A 16,855-nucleotide genomic window follows, 5' to 3' on the forward strand; every position below is an offset into this window, starting at 1 on the left:
TCCTTAGAAAAACATCTGTATAATCAGCGTTGCAACACATGCAAATAGTAGGCACAGGGGTGTCGCTATGTATAAGAAACTGTGGTATAAACTTTCTCTTTCATCGTCATCCAGCGCGCTGGACGACATTATCAAGGTCCCTCCTGTAGAAAACGGTGCAAGTGTTGTTGACTGAGCACCAATAATTGTAGCTACAAACAATAAACTTGGGCTAATTCCCGACGTGATGGAAATTGCAGCTACCATCGGAAACATAAGGGGTGCAACAACGCCTAAAGTACTACTAAAGAACGACATGATTCCACCGATAAAACACATTGCTACTGGAATTAAGATTGGTGGAAAGGAATTCACGAATCCGGATAATACTTCAATCGCACCAGCCTCTACAGCAACTTCTACCAAAACCCCTACTCCACAGACTAGCCAAATTGTATCCCAAGGTATACTTTTTGTTACCTCCTTGGGATCGGCTAGCTTTAACATATAGGAAACAAGTGCGAGAAGTAATGCAATGAAACTGATATCAATTTTAGAATTTACGAACGTTATCCACTCGACATTTGGAAAAAAGCCCTGTAGCATTGGAAACCCTAAAACAATAATAATCATTACACCAACCAACGATAAGCTTATCGTTTGCTTACTAGTGAAAGGCTCAGGTTTTTCCAATTTGAGTTCGTGATTCGCATCCTTATTTCTACGGCTATTCCACAGAATGAGTAAAATTAAAACAACAATTGGATACACAAAGGATACTACGAATATGTCTTTAACATAGCTTTCTACATTAGTTGCAAGTGTCGTATTTTCAATAATACCTCTAAATATATTTCCATGCTGGCTCGACATAAAATTACCACCAGATAATGCTCCTAAAGCAACTGCTATTGATGGTGTAATCATCTCGAGTTTAGCATTTTTGCACAGTATCATTGCAATCCCACCCATTAAAGCGACTGATGTGAAGAACCCTGCTCCCATCCCTGATACAAGGGTTGTTACGAAATACAGTACTAAAGGTAAGAACTTAACATACTTTCGTGTTCGATAGAGTAAATTCATTGCCATTTTTGGCATCGCACCGTTTGCATTCGAAAAGTTAAAGAACAAGGAAATACAGAATATTACCAAGAATAAATTTGTTGGCCACATGCCAATAATGTCTTTGATACCCAAATCAAGTGCAAACGCACCAATTAAGTACGCAAATCCTAGCGCAAAGTAGCCTGTGTTTGTACTCAACTTTTCACCCAAATAAATTGACGCAATAATTGCCAGTATAACCAAAGAGACAGTCAAGTTTTGCATATTATTCTCCTTTACATTTGTCACAATAGCATTTACTATCAAAACTACGCGAACAAATAACTTTTTTTCGAAATGTTAGTTCCCATCAAGTCAATTACACTAATCTTATTTTTCAATTAATCCTTAATAAGTTCTAACGCCATTTATTTTACTGTTTACTGGTTCATAAGATGTCCTAGTTCATCATCCATTAAAACATAGCACATAACATTTATCTTGTAAGCGGTTACTTATGTATTAAGTATGTTCACCCTGTTTATACTATGGTTTTTATTTCATTAAACTAAATATCATGATTTTGATGAAAGAGCATAAAAGTCTTTCAAGAAGCTTCCTCAAATGAACTGTAAACCGCACAGAGTCTTAATAACTATCTCCACTTCTGAAATAAAGAATTTAATCATTATATCAGTAATTCTTATATAGAATATTGCGCTAATTCATATTTTGTACAAGGTATTTCGGACTAAAAACCATTAGTCCGAAATACCTTGAAATTGAAGTAGAAATGTATCGTTAAAGAATGCATAGAATGTTCTGAAGGCTTCCGCATTTTCAATAATTTTAAAATAGATATGCATTGCTGTTATATTTTGTGCTTCTATTTATTCGGAAAAAATTATTAGTTTACATTTAATACACTTATGTTTTTTGAGTATATTCTTTCTTGTAAATGTATCACAATTTTTGAATTATACCTCCATATCAAAGAAATGTAACTATCAAAATATTTTCCTAATTTTACTGTATGGACCTGCAGTGATAATTCATCGATTACAATCACAAAAAGAAACTCACAGTTTATGTGAGTTTCTTTTACTAAATTAATCCTATATCCCTTCGATATGCTTTATTTTCGAATTCTAGTTTTTCAATTCGATTGTTTAGTTTTGCATTCATCTCAACTAAATTATCACCTATCTCTACAAAAGATAGAACACGTCCACCTACTGAAACTACTTTTGATCCTGTTCGTTGGGTACCGTTGTGGAATACTAACCCATTATCCTCTAGGACCACAGAAATGTTCTTGTCAAAACCCCGCGGATAACCCTTTGATACGACAATTGTAGTAATGCATGTTCGTGGATCCCATTGTAGGTGAGATTGTTGCAATGTATCATTTTCTACATGCATCATGATATCTACAAGGTCACTTTGAAGTCTTGGTAATAATACTTCAGTTTCAGGATCACCAAAACGGGTATTAAACTCTAAAACATACGGTGTATCCTCAACAATCATTAATCCAACATAGAGAACACCATTGAAATCAAAATCATCATTAGAAAGACCAACTTCAATACTAGTTAGAATCTTATCTATGTTTGCTTGTACTTTATTACTAAACGCAGGTGCTGGCGAATAACAACCAACGCCACCTGTGTTTTCGCCTGTATCTCCTTCTCCAATTTTTTTATAATCTCGGGCAGTTTCCATTGGGAAAATACGATTGTTGGAGACAAAGCATAGGAGTGATGTTTCATAACCGTCCAAAAATGTTTCTAAGATAACTTTGTTCCCTTCACTACCAAATTGCTTATTGACATAGATTTCATACAGTGTATTTTTTGCTTCTTCATGTGTTTCACAAATAATAACACCTTTACCTTTACACAATCCATCGGCTTTAATCACAAGAGGAAACTTCATAGATGAAATCGCGTTTAATGCATCATAATGGTGGGTGTACGCATTATATTCTGCAGTGGGTATATTATGTCGCACCATGAAAGATTTAGAAAAATCTTTACTACCTTCAAGTTGAGCAGCGTGTTTGTTTGGACCAAATATAGCAAGTCCGTGTTCTTCAAAAGTATCGACAATCCCTAGACATAATGGATCTTCAGGTCCAACAACTGTAAGATCAATCTTGTGTTCAATTGCATAATTCAAGAGTCCTTGAATATCATCTGAAGCAATATCAACATTATTATCAGTTCCGCCATTGCCCGGAGCACAAACAATCGAGGTAACTTTGGGCGACTGTGCCAATTTCCAATACAAAGCGTGTTCACGCCCACCGCTTCCAATCACAAGTATTTTCATATTAGTGCCTAAAATGACGCATTCCTGTAAATATGAGCGTCATGTCGTATTTATCAGCAAGTTCAATCACTTTATGATCTTTTACTGAACCACCAGGCTGGATAATCGCTTTAATTCCATGTTTCGCGCATAGTTCTATGGTATCCTCAAAGAAAAATGCATCTGAAGCCATAACGCTACCTTCAACCGGAAATAACGAGCGTTCAATAGCTTTCTCACACGCCCAGTACCGTTGAACTTCGCCATGACCTAAACCTAATGTCATGTTATTTTTAGCAATCACAATCGCGTTTGAGGCAAGTTGTTTACATGCTTTCCATGCAAAATCAAGTTGTTCTAACACTTCAGGTGTTGGTTGACGCTTGGATACAACTTCATATTTCGCTTCATTAATCAGTGCTAAATCACGCTCTTGAACCAATACACCATTTAGTACATCTTTGATTAGCGTCGAATTTTCATGGTATTTTTGAATTTTAGGCATTTCAATTAAACGAACATTCTTTTTCTTCATGAGTTTTTCTTGAGCTTCATGAGTAAATGAAGGAGCTACAATGACCTCCAAGAAAATATCACTAAGTAACATCGCAACATCAAGTTTAACTGGGCGATTAAGCGCAATAATTCCGCCAAAAATCGACTCTGGATCACAATCACGTGCTTTCTCAAATGCTTCTTTAAGTGTTTCAGCACTTCCAATGCCACTTGGATTAGCGTGTTTAACTGCAACTGCAGTTGGTTCTGTAAACTCTTGAAGAACCCGTAGTGCACCTGTCATGTCATTGATGTTATTATAGGACAGTTCCTTACCATGAAGTTGCCGAAACTCGATAGCTTCCGAGGCAGTAATTTCCTCATAGTATGATGCTTTTTGATGTGGATTTTCCCCATAACGCAAATCAGATACCTTACGATATGTTTTCGTGAGTGTGGATGGTAAATCATTACCTTCCACATGTAGGAAATATTGAGAAATTAACGCATCATAACTAGCTGTTAAAGAAAATGCTTTTGATGCTAGATACTGATGAATATCGAAGTCATCACTGTGCAACGCATCAACTACTAAATTGTAATCATTTCTATCAGTAACAACATAGACATCACGATAGTTTTTTGCAGCAGAGCGAATCATCGCTGGTCCACCAATATCGATGTTTTCAATAATATCAACGTCAGTTTTACTCTCGTCACGAATCGTAGCTTCAAATGGGTATAAATTACAAACTACCATATCAAAAGGAGTAATCCCTAAAGTCTTAATAGTATCCATATGCATATCACAATTTCGTTTAGCAAGAATTCCACCATGGATGGCAGGATGCAGCGTTTTAACACGGCCGTTTAAGATTTCGGGAAAATCCGTAACTGCATTAACCTCGGTTACTTTAACTCCTTCTTCTAGCAACAATTTGTAAGTACCACCCGTTGATACGATTTCCCAATCCAGTTTTATTAATGATTTCGCAAAATCAACAATGCCTTCTTTGTCATAGACTGACATTAAAACTCGTTTACTCATATTCACGCTCCTATTAATACATGACGACCTTGAACTTCTAAGGCATCATTACAAAAATATTCAACAGACTTAACAATAATTTGATGTTCTATTTCAAGAACACGTTTTGATAAAGTTTCCACTGTGTCATCTGGATTTACCGCTACCACTTCTTGAAAGATTATAGGACCTTCATCCGCCAACTCAGTTGCAAAATGTGTTGTAACCCCCGTATAACGAACACCATATTCTAGAACTGCTTGGGCAACGCGTTCACCATAGAACCCTCTACCACAGAAACTTGGAATTAATGATGGATGGATGTTAATCATCCTATTCTCAAATGCACCGATAAGTTTCTTGTCAATGATCTTTAGGTAACCTGCCAAGACTATTCCATCCAACTTAGCATTCATAAGTTTTTCATAGAGGGAGACGTCATAATTTTCTTTATCAGGAATGAATGTTTCTACACCCTTTTTCTCGGCACGTTGCAAGCCATATGCATTTCTTTTGTTCGAAACAACAAGAATTATTTCGCCTTGTGTAAAGCTAGCATCGAGTAACGCCTGCAAATTACTACCATTACCTGAAATTAAGACCGCTAATCGTTTTTTCATTTGATGATTATACCTTGATTGCCTTTTTCAACGATCCCAATTTCATAAGCTCCTTCAGCAGCAAGGATCTCCAACGCTTTTGTTACATTTTCCTTGTCCACTGCAATAACCATTCCCACACCCATATTAAATGTGTTCAACATTTCGCCTTTAGAAATTGAACCTGTCTCTTGAATTAATTTAAAAATTGCTGGTACTTTCAATGCATCAAAATCAATATTGGCTTGATATCCTTCTGGTAGCATTCGTGGAACATTTTCTATCAAACCGCCACCCGTAATGTGGGCAAGACCCAAAACTTCTATATGATCGATGAGTTTCAGTACAGATTCCACATAGATTTTAGTAGGTGTCAATAAGACTTCACCTACGCTTTTACCTGTACTTCCAAATTCTGCCTTTAAGTCGGTGTTTCTTAATACATGACGAATTAATGAAAAACCATTACTGTGAACACCCGTACTTGGAATACCTATAAGCACAGTATAATCATTAATATCTTTACCGGTAATTATCTTTTTTTTACCCACAACTCCAACTGCAAAGCCTGCTAAGTCGTAGTCATCACCTTGATAGACGCCAGGCATTTCAGCAGTTTCACCGCCGATAAGAGCCACACCTGATTGGATACACCCTTGACTAATACCTTCTACAATTTGAACTGTTTTATCGGGCACAAGATGTCCTGTTGCTAAATAGTCAAGAAAGTATAGAGGCTTAGCACCTTGACATATGATGTCATTAACACACATTGCAACACAGTCGATTCCGACTGTATTATGGATATCAAGTTCGTACGCAAGTTTTACTTTAGTACCAACACCATCTGTTCCAGATACTAATACAGGTTTCTCAATCCCATCTAAATCCAGTTCAAATAATCCAGAGAATCCACCCAAATGTGATAATACATTTGCATTTTGTGTGCTTTTTACACTTTCTTTAATACGTTCAACATGTTCATAACCAGCTTCTTTATCAACACCTGCCTCTTTGTATGTTTGTGACATCATTTATTCTCTCCTTTAAATGGGCTTTTACCATCGAAATATTGGGTATAGAATTTTTGAGCTCCACATGCAGACTTTAAGCCTTGCAATGATAAGAAATAGACTGAGTCACAACCTATTTCTTGTCGGATTGCATCTAAATCTTTACCATAGCACAATAAGTCTTCCTTCTTAGGAATATCAATGCTGACATTGTCTGAAAAGAGTACGGGTGGTGAAGACACACGAATGTGTACTTCTTTAGCTCCTGCTTCTTTAAGCAATTTTACAATTCGTTTAATGGTTGACCCTCGTACAATGGAGTCATCCACTAAGATTACGCGTTTACCTGTTATCAATTCTTTAATTACTGATAACTTAATCTTAATGCTTTGTTTTCTTTGAACATCATCATTATTTATGAAAGTTCGGGTGATGTAACGGTTCTTTACAAGCGCTTTTTGATAAGTGATTCCTGAAGCTTGAGAATATCCTAAAGCAGCAATCATTCCAGAATCAGGAGATCCTACCACGATATCTCCTTCTGTTGGTTTCTCTTCATACAAGTAATGTCCCATCTTTATACGAGCACCGTAAACTGATATTTCATCAATATGTGAGTCAGGACGCGCAATATAGACAAGTTCAAAGAGACATAAGTGATGGCTCGTGACCACAGTATCACTGCAGTGCATTCCCTCTTTGGTGATTATTATTGACTCACCTGGTTTCACATCTCGTACAATAGTTCCACCCAACGTGTCAATAACACATGATTCTGAACAAACAATCCATGTATTATCGACCTTTCCGATGATGAGGGGTTTAATCCCGTAAGTATCTCGTGAACACATAAGCCGTGTCGGTTTTATGCTAACATGAGCATAAGCTACATCAGAGTCAGAGGAACATTTCCCATCAAATGCTACCACCGTGTCATTGATTATTTTCGGTAAAGATTCTTGAGATTTCTTTTCTTCCGTAAAGGCATAATTGATAAATCCGATACCTGAGTTTGTAGATACAACAGGATAGCTACAATCACCTATAATTCCTGGATAGTGTACAATTTCTGGTTTTCCATCAATATAGTATCCTAAACCAACACTATCTTGCCCTCGATGTTGGAGCCCATACATCCCTTCTATAAGACTTGGATAAACATTCTCGCCACTAAAGGAAATGCAACCAATGATGCCACTCATCTACAGTTCGAGGTTTGAGTCCATTGCACAAACCTGCTCCTTCATTGATTCTTTATACAGGATTAATTTCTTTTTTAATGCTGAATTCCCAATCGCAAGTATTTGAATTGCAAGAAGTGCCGAATTCGTACCACCATCAATTGCCACTGTAGCAACAGGAATACCACTAGGCATTTGCACTGTTGAAAGAAGTGCGTCAAGACCGTCGAGTATGCTTGATTTAATCGGAACTCCGATAACTGGTTGAGTAACCATTCCAGCTAAAACACCTGCAAGATGAGCAGCTTTACCTGCCATTGCAATATAAACATCCGTATCATCTTTTTGTGCTCTACAATACTCTTGGAGTACGTCAAGGGCACGGTGAGCAGAAATTATATGTACTTCATAATTAACACCAAATTTTTTGAGCACGTCAACACATGCTGACCCAATATGTTGATCACTTGTGCTCCCCATGATTAATGAAACTTTCATATTTTTCTCCTTATGCAAAGTAGTTCAGTAATGTACTTAACAGAACCTCATTGTTTTCAATTTGAGTAATTGTACCAATGACATGACCATCCTTACTTTGTAGACCTAATACCATTGGTGTTTCTCCCAATGTTTCTTCCGAAACGAGGAAACATGATTCCGTGCTATCTGTTTCTACGTTGATGTAGAACCCATTTAGTCTTACTGCAATATCTTGCCCTAACATCCCTTGAAATAGGCGATTGCGATTGTTTACAACACATGCAGTTAACGCTTTAGAGATAAACTTGTGATATTTGCTTGCTGTAATCTTTGTATTTCCTTGGAAATAACCAGTATTGACTAAACCAACAAAGCCAGCACCGCTTCCCAAGACAATACCTTGTCGGCGTATTAATCTACTAATTGCGTTTTTTACCAGTGGGTGTGTTAAGAACACTTGATAGTATGTTCCGCTATTGAGAACGTTATTAACCATTTTATATCCGTCTGCTAAGAAAAGTGTATTTGATTCGTTAAGCTTGTCTGTAAACTCTTGGATAGATACTTCATAATTTTCATGATTAATAACAACAAATTCGTGTTCAATATTTAAGCTCTTCAGATTGAGTTCGAGATGAATATCACCGGTTACTCCACTTAATACCGGGATAATCATCTTACATTTTTGAACGTGTTTACTCATTGTTTTAGGATGCAGTTCTTGCTTAACCGCTACACTATTCCACTCTGTATTACGGTAAATTTCCTTGAGTGGCTCTTCCCATGCGCTAATTTTCTGTTCAAGAGATTCATCAACCTTCCCTGATGCAACACTCGCAATAACAGTGTAATCCAATTCTTCTAAAATCTTGGGATTTTCTACTTGAACTAAGAGTGATCCTGGCATGATACCTTCTTGTGGCTTAGTGTCATAACTTACCAAAAGGCGATTTTCTACACTCATCTCGAAAATTTCATGTTCAATTGTACGAGTAATTGATGATGCAGCGAGAATTTTTCCTTCATCATTTAATGCTTTAATCGTATTCATTGAACGAGCATAATGATCCATATCAATTAATGTATCATGTGTATATCCACTGTTAACCAAGACAATTTTTGATGTTACATCTTTTAATACGCGATTATTTAACTTATTTACTGGTGTTGTTTGAACTGCGAAACATAAGAGACTTGGGGGAACATCAATATTATCAAAACTTCCACTCATACTATCTTTGCCACCAAGTGCTGGAATATTAAGTGCTTTCATAACCTTGAAAGCACCTAATAAAGCGGCTAACGGTTTACCCCAACGAACCGGGTCTTTTCCTAAACTCTCAAAGTATTCTTGATAACTTAAACGAATTTTATCAATTGAACCACCCATAGCTACTACTTTTGTAATTGCATCGATTGTCGCAATATATCCTGCATGGAATGGACTTGTTTCTGAAATAAATGGATTGTAGCCGTGAGTCATAATTGAAGCAATGTTTGATAAACCAGTTGATACCGGAATCGGTGCAGCCATACCTTCAGAAGGTGTTAATTCTGCTGAACGTAAGCCTTGTTGATTGAATTGTTCTGTTAATCCTCGCTGAGAAGCAAGATTTATACTTTCCATATTTGAAACTACCTTTTTTGATTCAATACGAACTTCCGCATGTTTAGCTGTACCATTGCTTGATAAAAATTCACGATTTAACTTAATTACAGTTTTTCCTTTGTGAATCATCTCCATAAAACCACTGTCTGTGACTTCTGCAATCTCTACACAGTCACAATCTTCAAATTTTGCATATTTCTTAAATTCTTCCACATCGTTCTGATTAACGATCACAACCATACGTTCCTGAGATTCAGATAATGCGATTTCACCACCGTTCAATCCTTCATATTTTAATGGGACAGCATCAAGGTTAATCTTCAAGCTATCAGCAATTTCTCCAACAGCAACAGATATTCCACCTGCTCCCATATCATTACAACGCTTAATACGCTTAATTGCTTGTGGATTTCTAAACAATCGAACAATCTTACGTTCAATAAATGGATTTCCTTTTTGAACTTCAGCTCCTACTGATTCCATTGCTTCTTTCTTCACAGTCTTCGATGACCCAACTGCAGCACCCAATCCATCACGACCCGTACGGGCTCCTAAAAATAAGATACGATCACCGTGCGATGGAATACTCTTTTGAACAAAGTCGCTTGGTACTGAAGCTACAAGAGCTCCAAGCTCGAGACGTTTTGCTTCAAAGCCATCATGGTAATACTCTTTTACATATCCTCCCTCGATACCCATTTGGTTTAGATAGTCAGTATATCCCTCAGTTGCTTTTTGACATAATTGACGCTGACTCAATTTTGATAGACGTGTATTTGCGTAAGGTAGTGTAGGTTTCTTAGCACCTGTAATTCGCATTGCCTGATATACATATCCACGACCGGATAGTGGATCTCGCACCCCACCACCAATACAGGTTGAAGCTCCCCCATAAGGTTCTATCTCTGTTGGATGATTATGTGTTTCATTTTTAAAAAGTAACAATGTGTCTTCACCATCAATATCAACATGAATACTTGCAGCGTTTACTTCTTCTGATTCATCAAGATCTTCCAACAATCCTTTTTGGCGAATTTCTTTAGCATTAATTGTCGCAATATTCATAAGTGATATTGGATTATGTGTTGATTGAGTTAATTCACGTGTTTCTAAATAAGATTCCCAAGTTTCTGTTATTAAGTCTTTGTATTGACCTTCAATTGAAACGGAATCAAGGATAGTAAAGAATGTTGTGTGTCGACAATGATCTGACCAATAGGTATCGATTACTTTTATCTCCGTTCGGTTAGGATTACGTCCCTCTTTCATAAAGTATGCCTGTGTAAACTTCATATCCTCAAAATCCATGGCAAAGTCTTTACTAAATTCCAGAATTTCTTCCTCATTCATAGTTATAAATCCTTTGATTGGATCTAAGTCAGACGTATCAACGTTTTGGGTTGATTTTTCTCCACCATAGACTTCCAGTTCTACTGGATTAATATAGTATTTTTTGAATGTTTCAAAATCTTCAGTATTAACACCTTCTAATGAACAAATTATCGAATGAGAAACTTTTGCTAAACTCATGCCCATCATTTTATTTACCATGTATGCTACTTCATCTTGCAAAGCATCATATTGTCCTTGTACATAACGAACATGTATATGTGTATCTGGTAACGCTGGTAATGATGTTCTGATGATATTTGTTCCTTCGTCAAATACTCTTTCTTTGATAATGTCCATATGTTCGGGTGTTACGTTATCAAATTCAAAAATGTGGAAAATTTGAATTTCTACTAATGAATTGAGATTTAGAAATGTTTTTGCTTCGTTTGTAAGAAAATTTGATTCTGTCGCATCCAGCCCGCTACGACTTGTAACAATGAGTTGACCCATAACTCCTCCTTGTATTTTCACTCTATTTTTCAAAATAAAAACAACTATACTTGACTTAGTACTTTGTCAATGAGTTCAAAAGGTTTGAGTACGTTTCCATTTTCTGAAACCCGCATATTACCACTTGAAAGCTCATCGATCAACATAATCTCGTTAGTTTCTTGGTTTTTTCCAAACTCAAGTTTTATATCGAGTAAATCAATTCCATAGTTGTTGAATTCTGCTTTAATTAGTTTTGATATATCTTGTGTCTTTGTTACAAGATTAGTATATTCTTCTGCACTCATGATTCCTAAAACTTGGAGACCAGCTTGAGTAATGAGTGGGTCGTTGCGTTCATCGTCTTTTAATGTGATCTCAACGTATGCAGGTAAGACTGCACCATCTTCTACATAGTCACCATATCGACGAATAAAACTTCCTGTTGCGACAAAACGACAAATTACTTCAACTCCATGACCAAACACAGTAGCTGGCAATACTGTCATTGTGGAACTGTCAACATCACAATCTATATAGTGTGTGGCAATTCCATTATTTCGTAATAGTTCAAATAAATATTTAGACAATTCTAAATTTCTTTTACCAATACCCGGGAGTGTCAATCCAACTGTGTTTGCACCTGGGTCAAAGACTCCATTGGCACCCGTTGCATCGTCTTTGAAAAGCAGTTGTAACATGCCATTATCATTCTGATAAACATCTTTTGTTTTACCTCTTTTGACTAAAATCATCATTATCCTCCTTAAGATAGATTTCATTCATAAAACAAAATAAGCCCAGAGAAGGTAGGCTTAGCGAAACCTACCCCTCTGGGCTTTTATCCCTTAGGTGTGACATGATGCGTCTGTACCGCTCGGACCAGCAAGCAAAGCTCCGGAACCCTAGGTACACTTTCGCCCATTTACATGAGCTTATTTAGTTTTTACATTATCAATATAACAAGAGCATCAGATGATGTCAACACAACAGTTTGATTAAATTGCAAATAGAAAACCTTTTATCATCCCTAATCGATGATAGAAATATTCAGTTTGTATCATGAATCTACAGTATTGGCGAAAATAATTTACCTAACGAGAATTATTTAATCTTCATACGTTAGAAATTTTAATTCAGCACAAATTGTACAGTTTTACTCTGTTGTAAGTGAAGGGAAAAAGTATAATATTGAAATGACGACTGTATTATTTGGACAACTAAGTAAATGCAGAACAGAAGTAATTGTCTTCTTCAAAGTATTGTGTTCTTGAAATCAATACAAGACTTCATTTACATTTGGAAAATTATTTGAACAAAACAGCTTGAAGCAATCATTTTCTCTTCACTAAAATTCATATAATAATTTTGAATTTAAAATCTTTTTTTGAAAACTTTAAGCATGAACTTATCACAAAAGTGTCAAGAAACTACACCCACGTGTTATGACCGCTTCGAAACGTCTCTATCTTCTTGACTATGTACTCACTAAATGCCAATTTAATATGATATTGAAATACTGCAGTATCTGTGTAAATATCTAGAAAGGGATCTTCCAGTTTGATAATGCTTTTTATCCAAACTTCATAAGTTACAATTACTTTATGATGTAATCAAAGCTAATGGAAGTTCTATGAAGACATCCTCATAAAATTTAATTCAGACTTGCCTTGTAGGTGATCAAAACAAGCTATTAAGCGTAAGAACACATCTTATTGTCCAATTTAATCAATCCGTCAAATCCTTATGTTGCTGCTTCTATTCGAACTGTTTTGAAAACCTTTTATAAGCAAGAACTCTACATCATTAATGCGCTAACATATCCTTACTCAAATGGGAGATTGGAAGGAACCAACAATCTTATTAAAGTTATAAAACGCATCGGTTTTGGTTACCGGGATTTCTATAACTTTAGATCCAGAACTTTACTAATATGGAATACAATGATACACTTAAAAATTAAAAAACCATCATCATATCTCTATGACTATGGTACTGACTCTAAATATGTCGGAGTATCTCACCAACACTAAATAATAATGAGCTAAAAAAAACCACTCAAATATGAGTGGTTGTCGTTTGTGTCATGGTGGGAGCACCTCCCATAGTCGAACTTTTGGTTTGGCGTTCCGTTTACAAAGTGATTTGCTTGCTAATTATTATTACTAATATAATATCATTATGTTACCAGAGTGTCAACTGGTTAAACTCAATTTCTAATACTTTCTTTTCATTGGGATTTATAAGTATTCTATCAATATGAAGTGCAATAAATTTCTTTCTTTCTTTTCCTGTCATCTGTTTCCACGAATTAATCCTTGATATCGTTCTATTCATTAAGTCTACTAATTTTTCTGTTGTTTGTTCAATTTGCTCTATGGCATCAGTAAAATAATCAGAATCTATAAAGCCTGAGTCATGTAGATGTGTATGCAACTTTATTAAGTAATCGTTATCTTTGTGTTTAAAGACTTCTTTTTTTACATACTTCATAATAGTTAAATTTATATGTTTATCAATAAATGGTTCAAGCTGTTCGTATATCATATTCTCATTAATTCTTATTTTGTCAGTCGGATCAACATAATATAAGTAAATAGAGTTGGGTTTCTTTGTACTTTTCTGTTCAAATTTTTGTAGAGTATAAGCATTATAACACTTGTCTCTGAAAAGATAAGGATACTTCCTTATCTTCGCATTATCATCAAGTTTTCTTTGAACAGAATAAAAATACGATCTATCAATAATACTTGGACTATGATTTAAATTTGTTACCCTTTTTCCTATATACTCTCCAATATATATTCTGTTTCTTAATATTCCTCTAATTATCTCATTAGTCCATTCCTTATTGAGCTTGTTTTTTGCATTATAAATAATTGAAATTGAACGGACATTAAACTCCTCCATTAAGTACATTTCAAATATTTCTCGTACTACTTCTGCTTCTTTATCAACAATTGATAAATATCCATCAATAGATTCAAAACCTACTGGCGTTAAGCCATGAACCCATTTTCCTTCAAGAATAGCTTGATCGATTGCTCTTTTTGTACGTAATGATGTAGTCTCCCTCTCCCACTGAGCAAAGAGTACAATTATACTTATAAATAACATTCCTGTTGGATCAGATGTTTCTATCTTCTCTCTTATGCTAATTAATCTAACATCATACTCTTCAAATAATTCAACTAAAGTAATTAAATCCTTTATATTTCTTGTTAACCGATCTAGATTATGAATTACAACTGTATCAATTTTGTTTTCTTGTATATCATTAAGCAATCTTTGCATATCTTTTCTATCCAAAGATTTTGCAGAATACCCATCATCAATGTATAGTTCTGTTTCTTGATTGTATTTATCATCAAATAACTCTAAGTACTGTCGTATTCGTCTTTCTTGGTCTCTTAAACTATATCCATTAATCGCCTGATCATCGGTGCTAACACGACAATATATTCCTATTCTTTTTCTGTTTGTTTCCATGTTTTTCTTTCTCCTATCGTATACGAAAATCAATATAAAGAAATTGATTTTTATAGCTTGTATTGCTATAATTAACTCGTAGGACATGGAGACTAGTCCAAAGGAAAAGGCAGATGCGCAAACATCTGCCTTTTATTTTGCTTTATAGGACTTGGAGACTAATTAATTATTACTTATCAAGCAATAATCTAACCAGTATCACCATGAGTAAAAGAACCAAAATTAGTTCTTGCACTCGCAAGTCCTTCCCTTCTAGGGGCAGGTATTGCTAATTGTCCTACAAAGCAATGTTTGGAAAATATCATATCTCAGATACCTCCAACTTTAATTCTATCATATCCCCGATATATTAAGGAAAGAAAATTTTACCAAAAGTGTTCATCATCTCTTCTAATACTTTAGCGCACTATAAAAACTACTAATATTATAAAAAGCCTTACGTGGTTAGTTTTCGGTTCAATGACACCCTCGCAATTCTGTGTTAGTTTTATAAGCCCTGTCTTTTTGCTTAAAATCTTGGGTTTCACAATTTGAAATTTTATGTTCGTTAATTAGAACAGTAAAATCTGAAATAATAGAAATTATTAAATCTCTTGACTCCCCGATCAACAAATACCGGGTATGGATGACATTCAAGCAACACTCGAATGTCTAAACGAGGAAACGAATGCTTCGAAGATCCCGTATTTTGTTTGCATATCATGTTTCACGGAATACAGATACGCTTGGTCATTGTGCAAAAAAATTAATTCATTTCATATTCTTTATATGAGAAAATCTAAATTAGAAAATTTGTTATATAATGAATGCACGAATAAGTGGTTTTCTTCTATTCAAAATTTTTTCTTGTTACGTCTTCTAGTCGTTTGAAATATTGCCTTAAATTACTAAATTTTCTTGACAAGTTCATAGTTGGTCTCATTTGCATTATTTTACATATTTGTTAGAACTTTTTCATGTATGAACTTGTATAAAATAACTTCCATTTATTTTAGATTTAATTCTCTAGCTACATCTAAATGTAGAAAAACAAGGTACAGTAAAACAGGGAAATAAAAATTTCGAGAATATAAGTACTATCTCTTGCTAGTAAACCATTATCATCCTATAATGTTATTATCTCCTTCGACATGATTTAAGTCGTATTTGCTAACACAATGGCGATTTTTTCGATGGAGTACTTCCTGATAATGATTCATTTAGTCTCTCTAATGTCTTATTATCTAGAAAAAACCACAACTGGATCTCTCATATTGTCCCCTTTTTACACTATGAAAACTAAGTTGTGGTTTTTTGTTGTTCTAATGAAAACGTGGACAATCTTGCTTAATGAAATTAACTGTGTATTTAGCAATACCCATCCCACCATTATTTTAAAAGTTACAAAAAGTCATCATTTAAAAATGATGACTTTTTGCGATATTACCAATTTAGTTAAATATTACTTTGCTTTTAATTTATTTGACGTTTCTTTCTTTTTAATACTAAAATCAGACCGCCTACAACTAACGCATATGCCACATTTAGGTTCGAATTTGAAATACCTGTGTTTGGTAGATCCGGTTCCTTTACAGGTACATAATTATTAGTTTTTTCATAGGTATTTGTGATGGTGAGTCCATCGGCACTGATTGCTTTGGTGTAATTCTCAGGTACAGCGACTTCATCGACTGTATAGGTGTAAGCCACACCTTTTGCATCGGTTGCATCAAGGTCACTCCATACATGTGTAAGGGTACCATTTGCTACGCTCACAGCTTCGCCATACGCTTCACCATTACGATACAGTTGCAATTCAATGC

The 16,855-nt window shown here is 35.3% G+C and carries 11 protein-coding genes and 1 pseudogene; 1 reads left to right on the forward strand and 11 read right to left on the reverse strand.

The annotated features are described in order from the left end of the window. Window positions 1–3: 3 nt before the first annotated feature. From GVV22_RS08285 to GVV22_RS08325, 9 genes are all read right to left on the reverse strand, one after another. A complete protein-coding gene (locus GVV22_RS08285) occupies window positions 4–1,311 on the reverse strand; it encodes an SLC13 family permease (protein ID WP_159649653.1) in 1,308 nt (435 codons plus the stop codon). A gap of 819 nt (window positions 1,312–2,130) precedes the next feature. Next, window positions 2,131–3,360 (reverse strand): phosphoribosylamine--glycine ligase, encoded by a 1,230-nt coding sequence (gene purD, locus GVV22_RS08290; RefSeq protein WP_159649654.1) that lies wholly within the window; start codon window positions 3,358–3,360, stop codon window positions 2,131–2,133. A gap of 1 nt (window position 3,361) precedes the next feature. Then, window positions 3,362–4,882, reverse strand: coding sequence for a bifunctional phosphoribosylaminoimidazolecarboxamide formyltransferase/IMP cyclohydrolase (purH, locus tag GVV22_RS08295; protein ID WP_159649655.1), 1,521 nt, complete (start codon window positions 4,880–4,882; stop codon window positions 3,362–3,364). Window positions 4,883–4,884: 2 nt separating this feature from the next. After that, window positions 4,885–5,481, reverse strand: coding sequence for a phosphoribosylglycinamide formyltransferase (gene purN / locus GVV22_RS08300; RefSeq protein WP_159649656.1), 597 nt, complete (start codon window positions 5,479–5,481; stop codon window positions 4,885–4,887). Next, complete coding sequence (purM, locus tag GVV22_RS08305) at window positions 5,478–6,491, reverse strand: phosphoribosylformylglycinamidine cyclo-ligase (protein ID WP_159649675.1); 1,014 nt, start codon at window positions 6,489–6,491, stop codon at window positions 5,478–5,480. Before purM ends, purN begins: the two co-directional genes overlap by 4 nt. Further along, window positions 6,491–7,675, reverse strand: coding sequence for an amidophosphoribosyltransferase (locus GVV22_RS08310; RefSeq protein WP_159649657.1), 1,185 nt, complete (start codon window positions 7,673–7,675; stop codon window positions 6,491–6,493). The genes purM and GVV22_RS08310 overlap by 1 nt, the downstream gene beginning before the upstream one ends. Beyond that, on the reverse strand, window positions 7,676–8,152 hold the full coding sequence (gene purE / locus GVV22_RS08315; protein WP_159649658.1) for a 5-(carboxyamino)imidazole ribonucleotide mutase: 477 nt from the start codon (window positions 8,150–8,152) through the stop codon (window positions 7,676–7,678). A 10-nt stretch (window positions 8,153–8,162) separates the two neighbouring features. Beyond that, window positions 8,163–11,585: an AIR synthase-related protein gene (locus tag GVV22_RS08320; protein WP_159649659.1), complete on the reverse strand. Its 3,423-nt coding sequence runs from the start codon at window positions 11,583–11,585 to the stop codon at window positions 8,163–8,165. A gap of 44 nt (window positions 11,586–11,629) precedes the next feature. Beyond that, a complete protein-coding gene (locus GVV22_RS08325) occupies window positions 11,630–12,319 on the reverse strand; it encodes a phosphoribosylaminoimidazolesuccinocarboxamide synthase (RefSeq protein ID WP_159649660.1) in 690 nt (229 codons plus the stop codon). A 960-nt stretch (window positions 12,320–13,279) separates the two neighbouring features. On the opposite strand from GVV22_RS08325, the pseudogene GVV22_RS08330 reads away from it, so the two are divergent. Beyond that, window positions 13,280–13,495, forward strand: a pseudogene (locus GVV22_RS08330) (transposase); the annotation flags it as partial. A 253-nt stretch (window positions 13,496–13,748) separates the two neighbouring features. On the opposite strand, the gene GVV22_RS08335 reads toward GVV22_RS08330, so the two are convergent. Next, window positions 13,749–15,053 (reverse strand): recombinase family protein, encoded by a 1,305-nt coding sequence (locus GVV22_RS08335; protein ID WP_159649661.1) that lies wholly within the window; start codon window positions 15,051–15,053, stop codon window positions 13,749–13,751. 1,452 nt (window positions 15,054–16,505) lie between these two features. Further along, window positions 16,506–16,855, reverse strand: a 350-nt coding sequence (locus tag GVV22_RS08340; RefSeq protein ID WP_159649662.1) for a Cna B-type domain-containing protein, incomplete at its 5' end; no start/stop codon positions are given.

Source organism: Erysipelothrix aquatica (genome assembly GCF_009828825.1).
In the GTDB taxonomy this organism is placed as follows: Bacteria; Bacillota_I; Bacilli_A; order Erysipelotrichales; family Erysipelotrichaceae; genus Erysipelothrix; species Erysipelothrix aquatica_A.

Excerpts from the sequence above, each read along its gene's own strand:
- purD (WP_159649654.1), bottom strand. The coding sequence starts at position 3,360 with ATGAAAATACTTGTGATTGGAAGCGGTGGGCGTGAACACGCTTTGTAT.
- purE (WP_159649658.1), bottom strand. The coding sequence starts at position 8,152 with ATGAAAGTTTCATTAATCATGGGGAGCACAAGTGATCAACATATTGGG.
- purH (WP_159649655.1), bottom strand. The coding sequence starts at position 4,882 with ATGAGTAAACGAGTTTTAATGTCAGTCTATGACAAAGAAGGCATTGTT.
- GVV22_RS08310 (WP_159649657.1), bottom strand. The coding sequence starts at position 7,675 with ATGAGTGGCATCATTGGTTGCATTTCCTTTAGTGGCGAGAATGTTTAT.
- GVV22_RS08285 (WP_159649653.1), bottom strand. The coding sequence starts at position 1,311 with ATGCAAAACTTGACTGTCTCTTTGGTTATACTGGCAATTATTGCGTCA.
- GVV22_RS08320 (WP_159649659.1), bottom strand. The coding sequence starts at position 11,585 with ATGGGTCAACTCATTGTTACAAGTCGTAGCGGGCTGGATGCGACAGAA.
- purM (WP_159649675.1), bottom strand. The coding sequence starts at position 6,491 with ATGTCACAAACATACAAAGAGGCAGGTGTTGATAAAGAAGCTGGTTAT.
- GVV22_RS08335 (WP_159649661.1), bottom strand. The coding sequence starts at position 15,053 with ATGGAAACAAACAGAAAAAGAATAGGAATATATTGTCGTGTTAGCACC.
- purN (WP_159649656.1), bottom strand. The coding sequence starts at position 5,481 with ATGAAAAAACGATTAGCGGTCTTAATTTCAGGTAATGGTAGTAATTTG.
- GVV22_RS08325 (WP_159649660.1), bottom strand. The coding sequence starts at position 12,319 with ATGATTTTAGTCAAAAGAGGTAAAACAAAAGATGTTTATCAGAATGAT.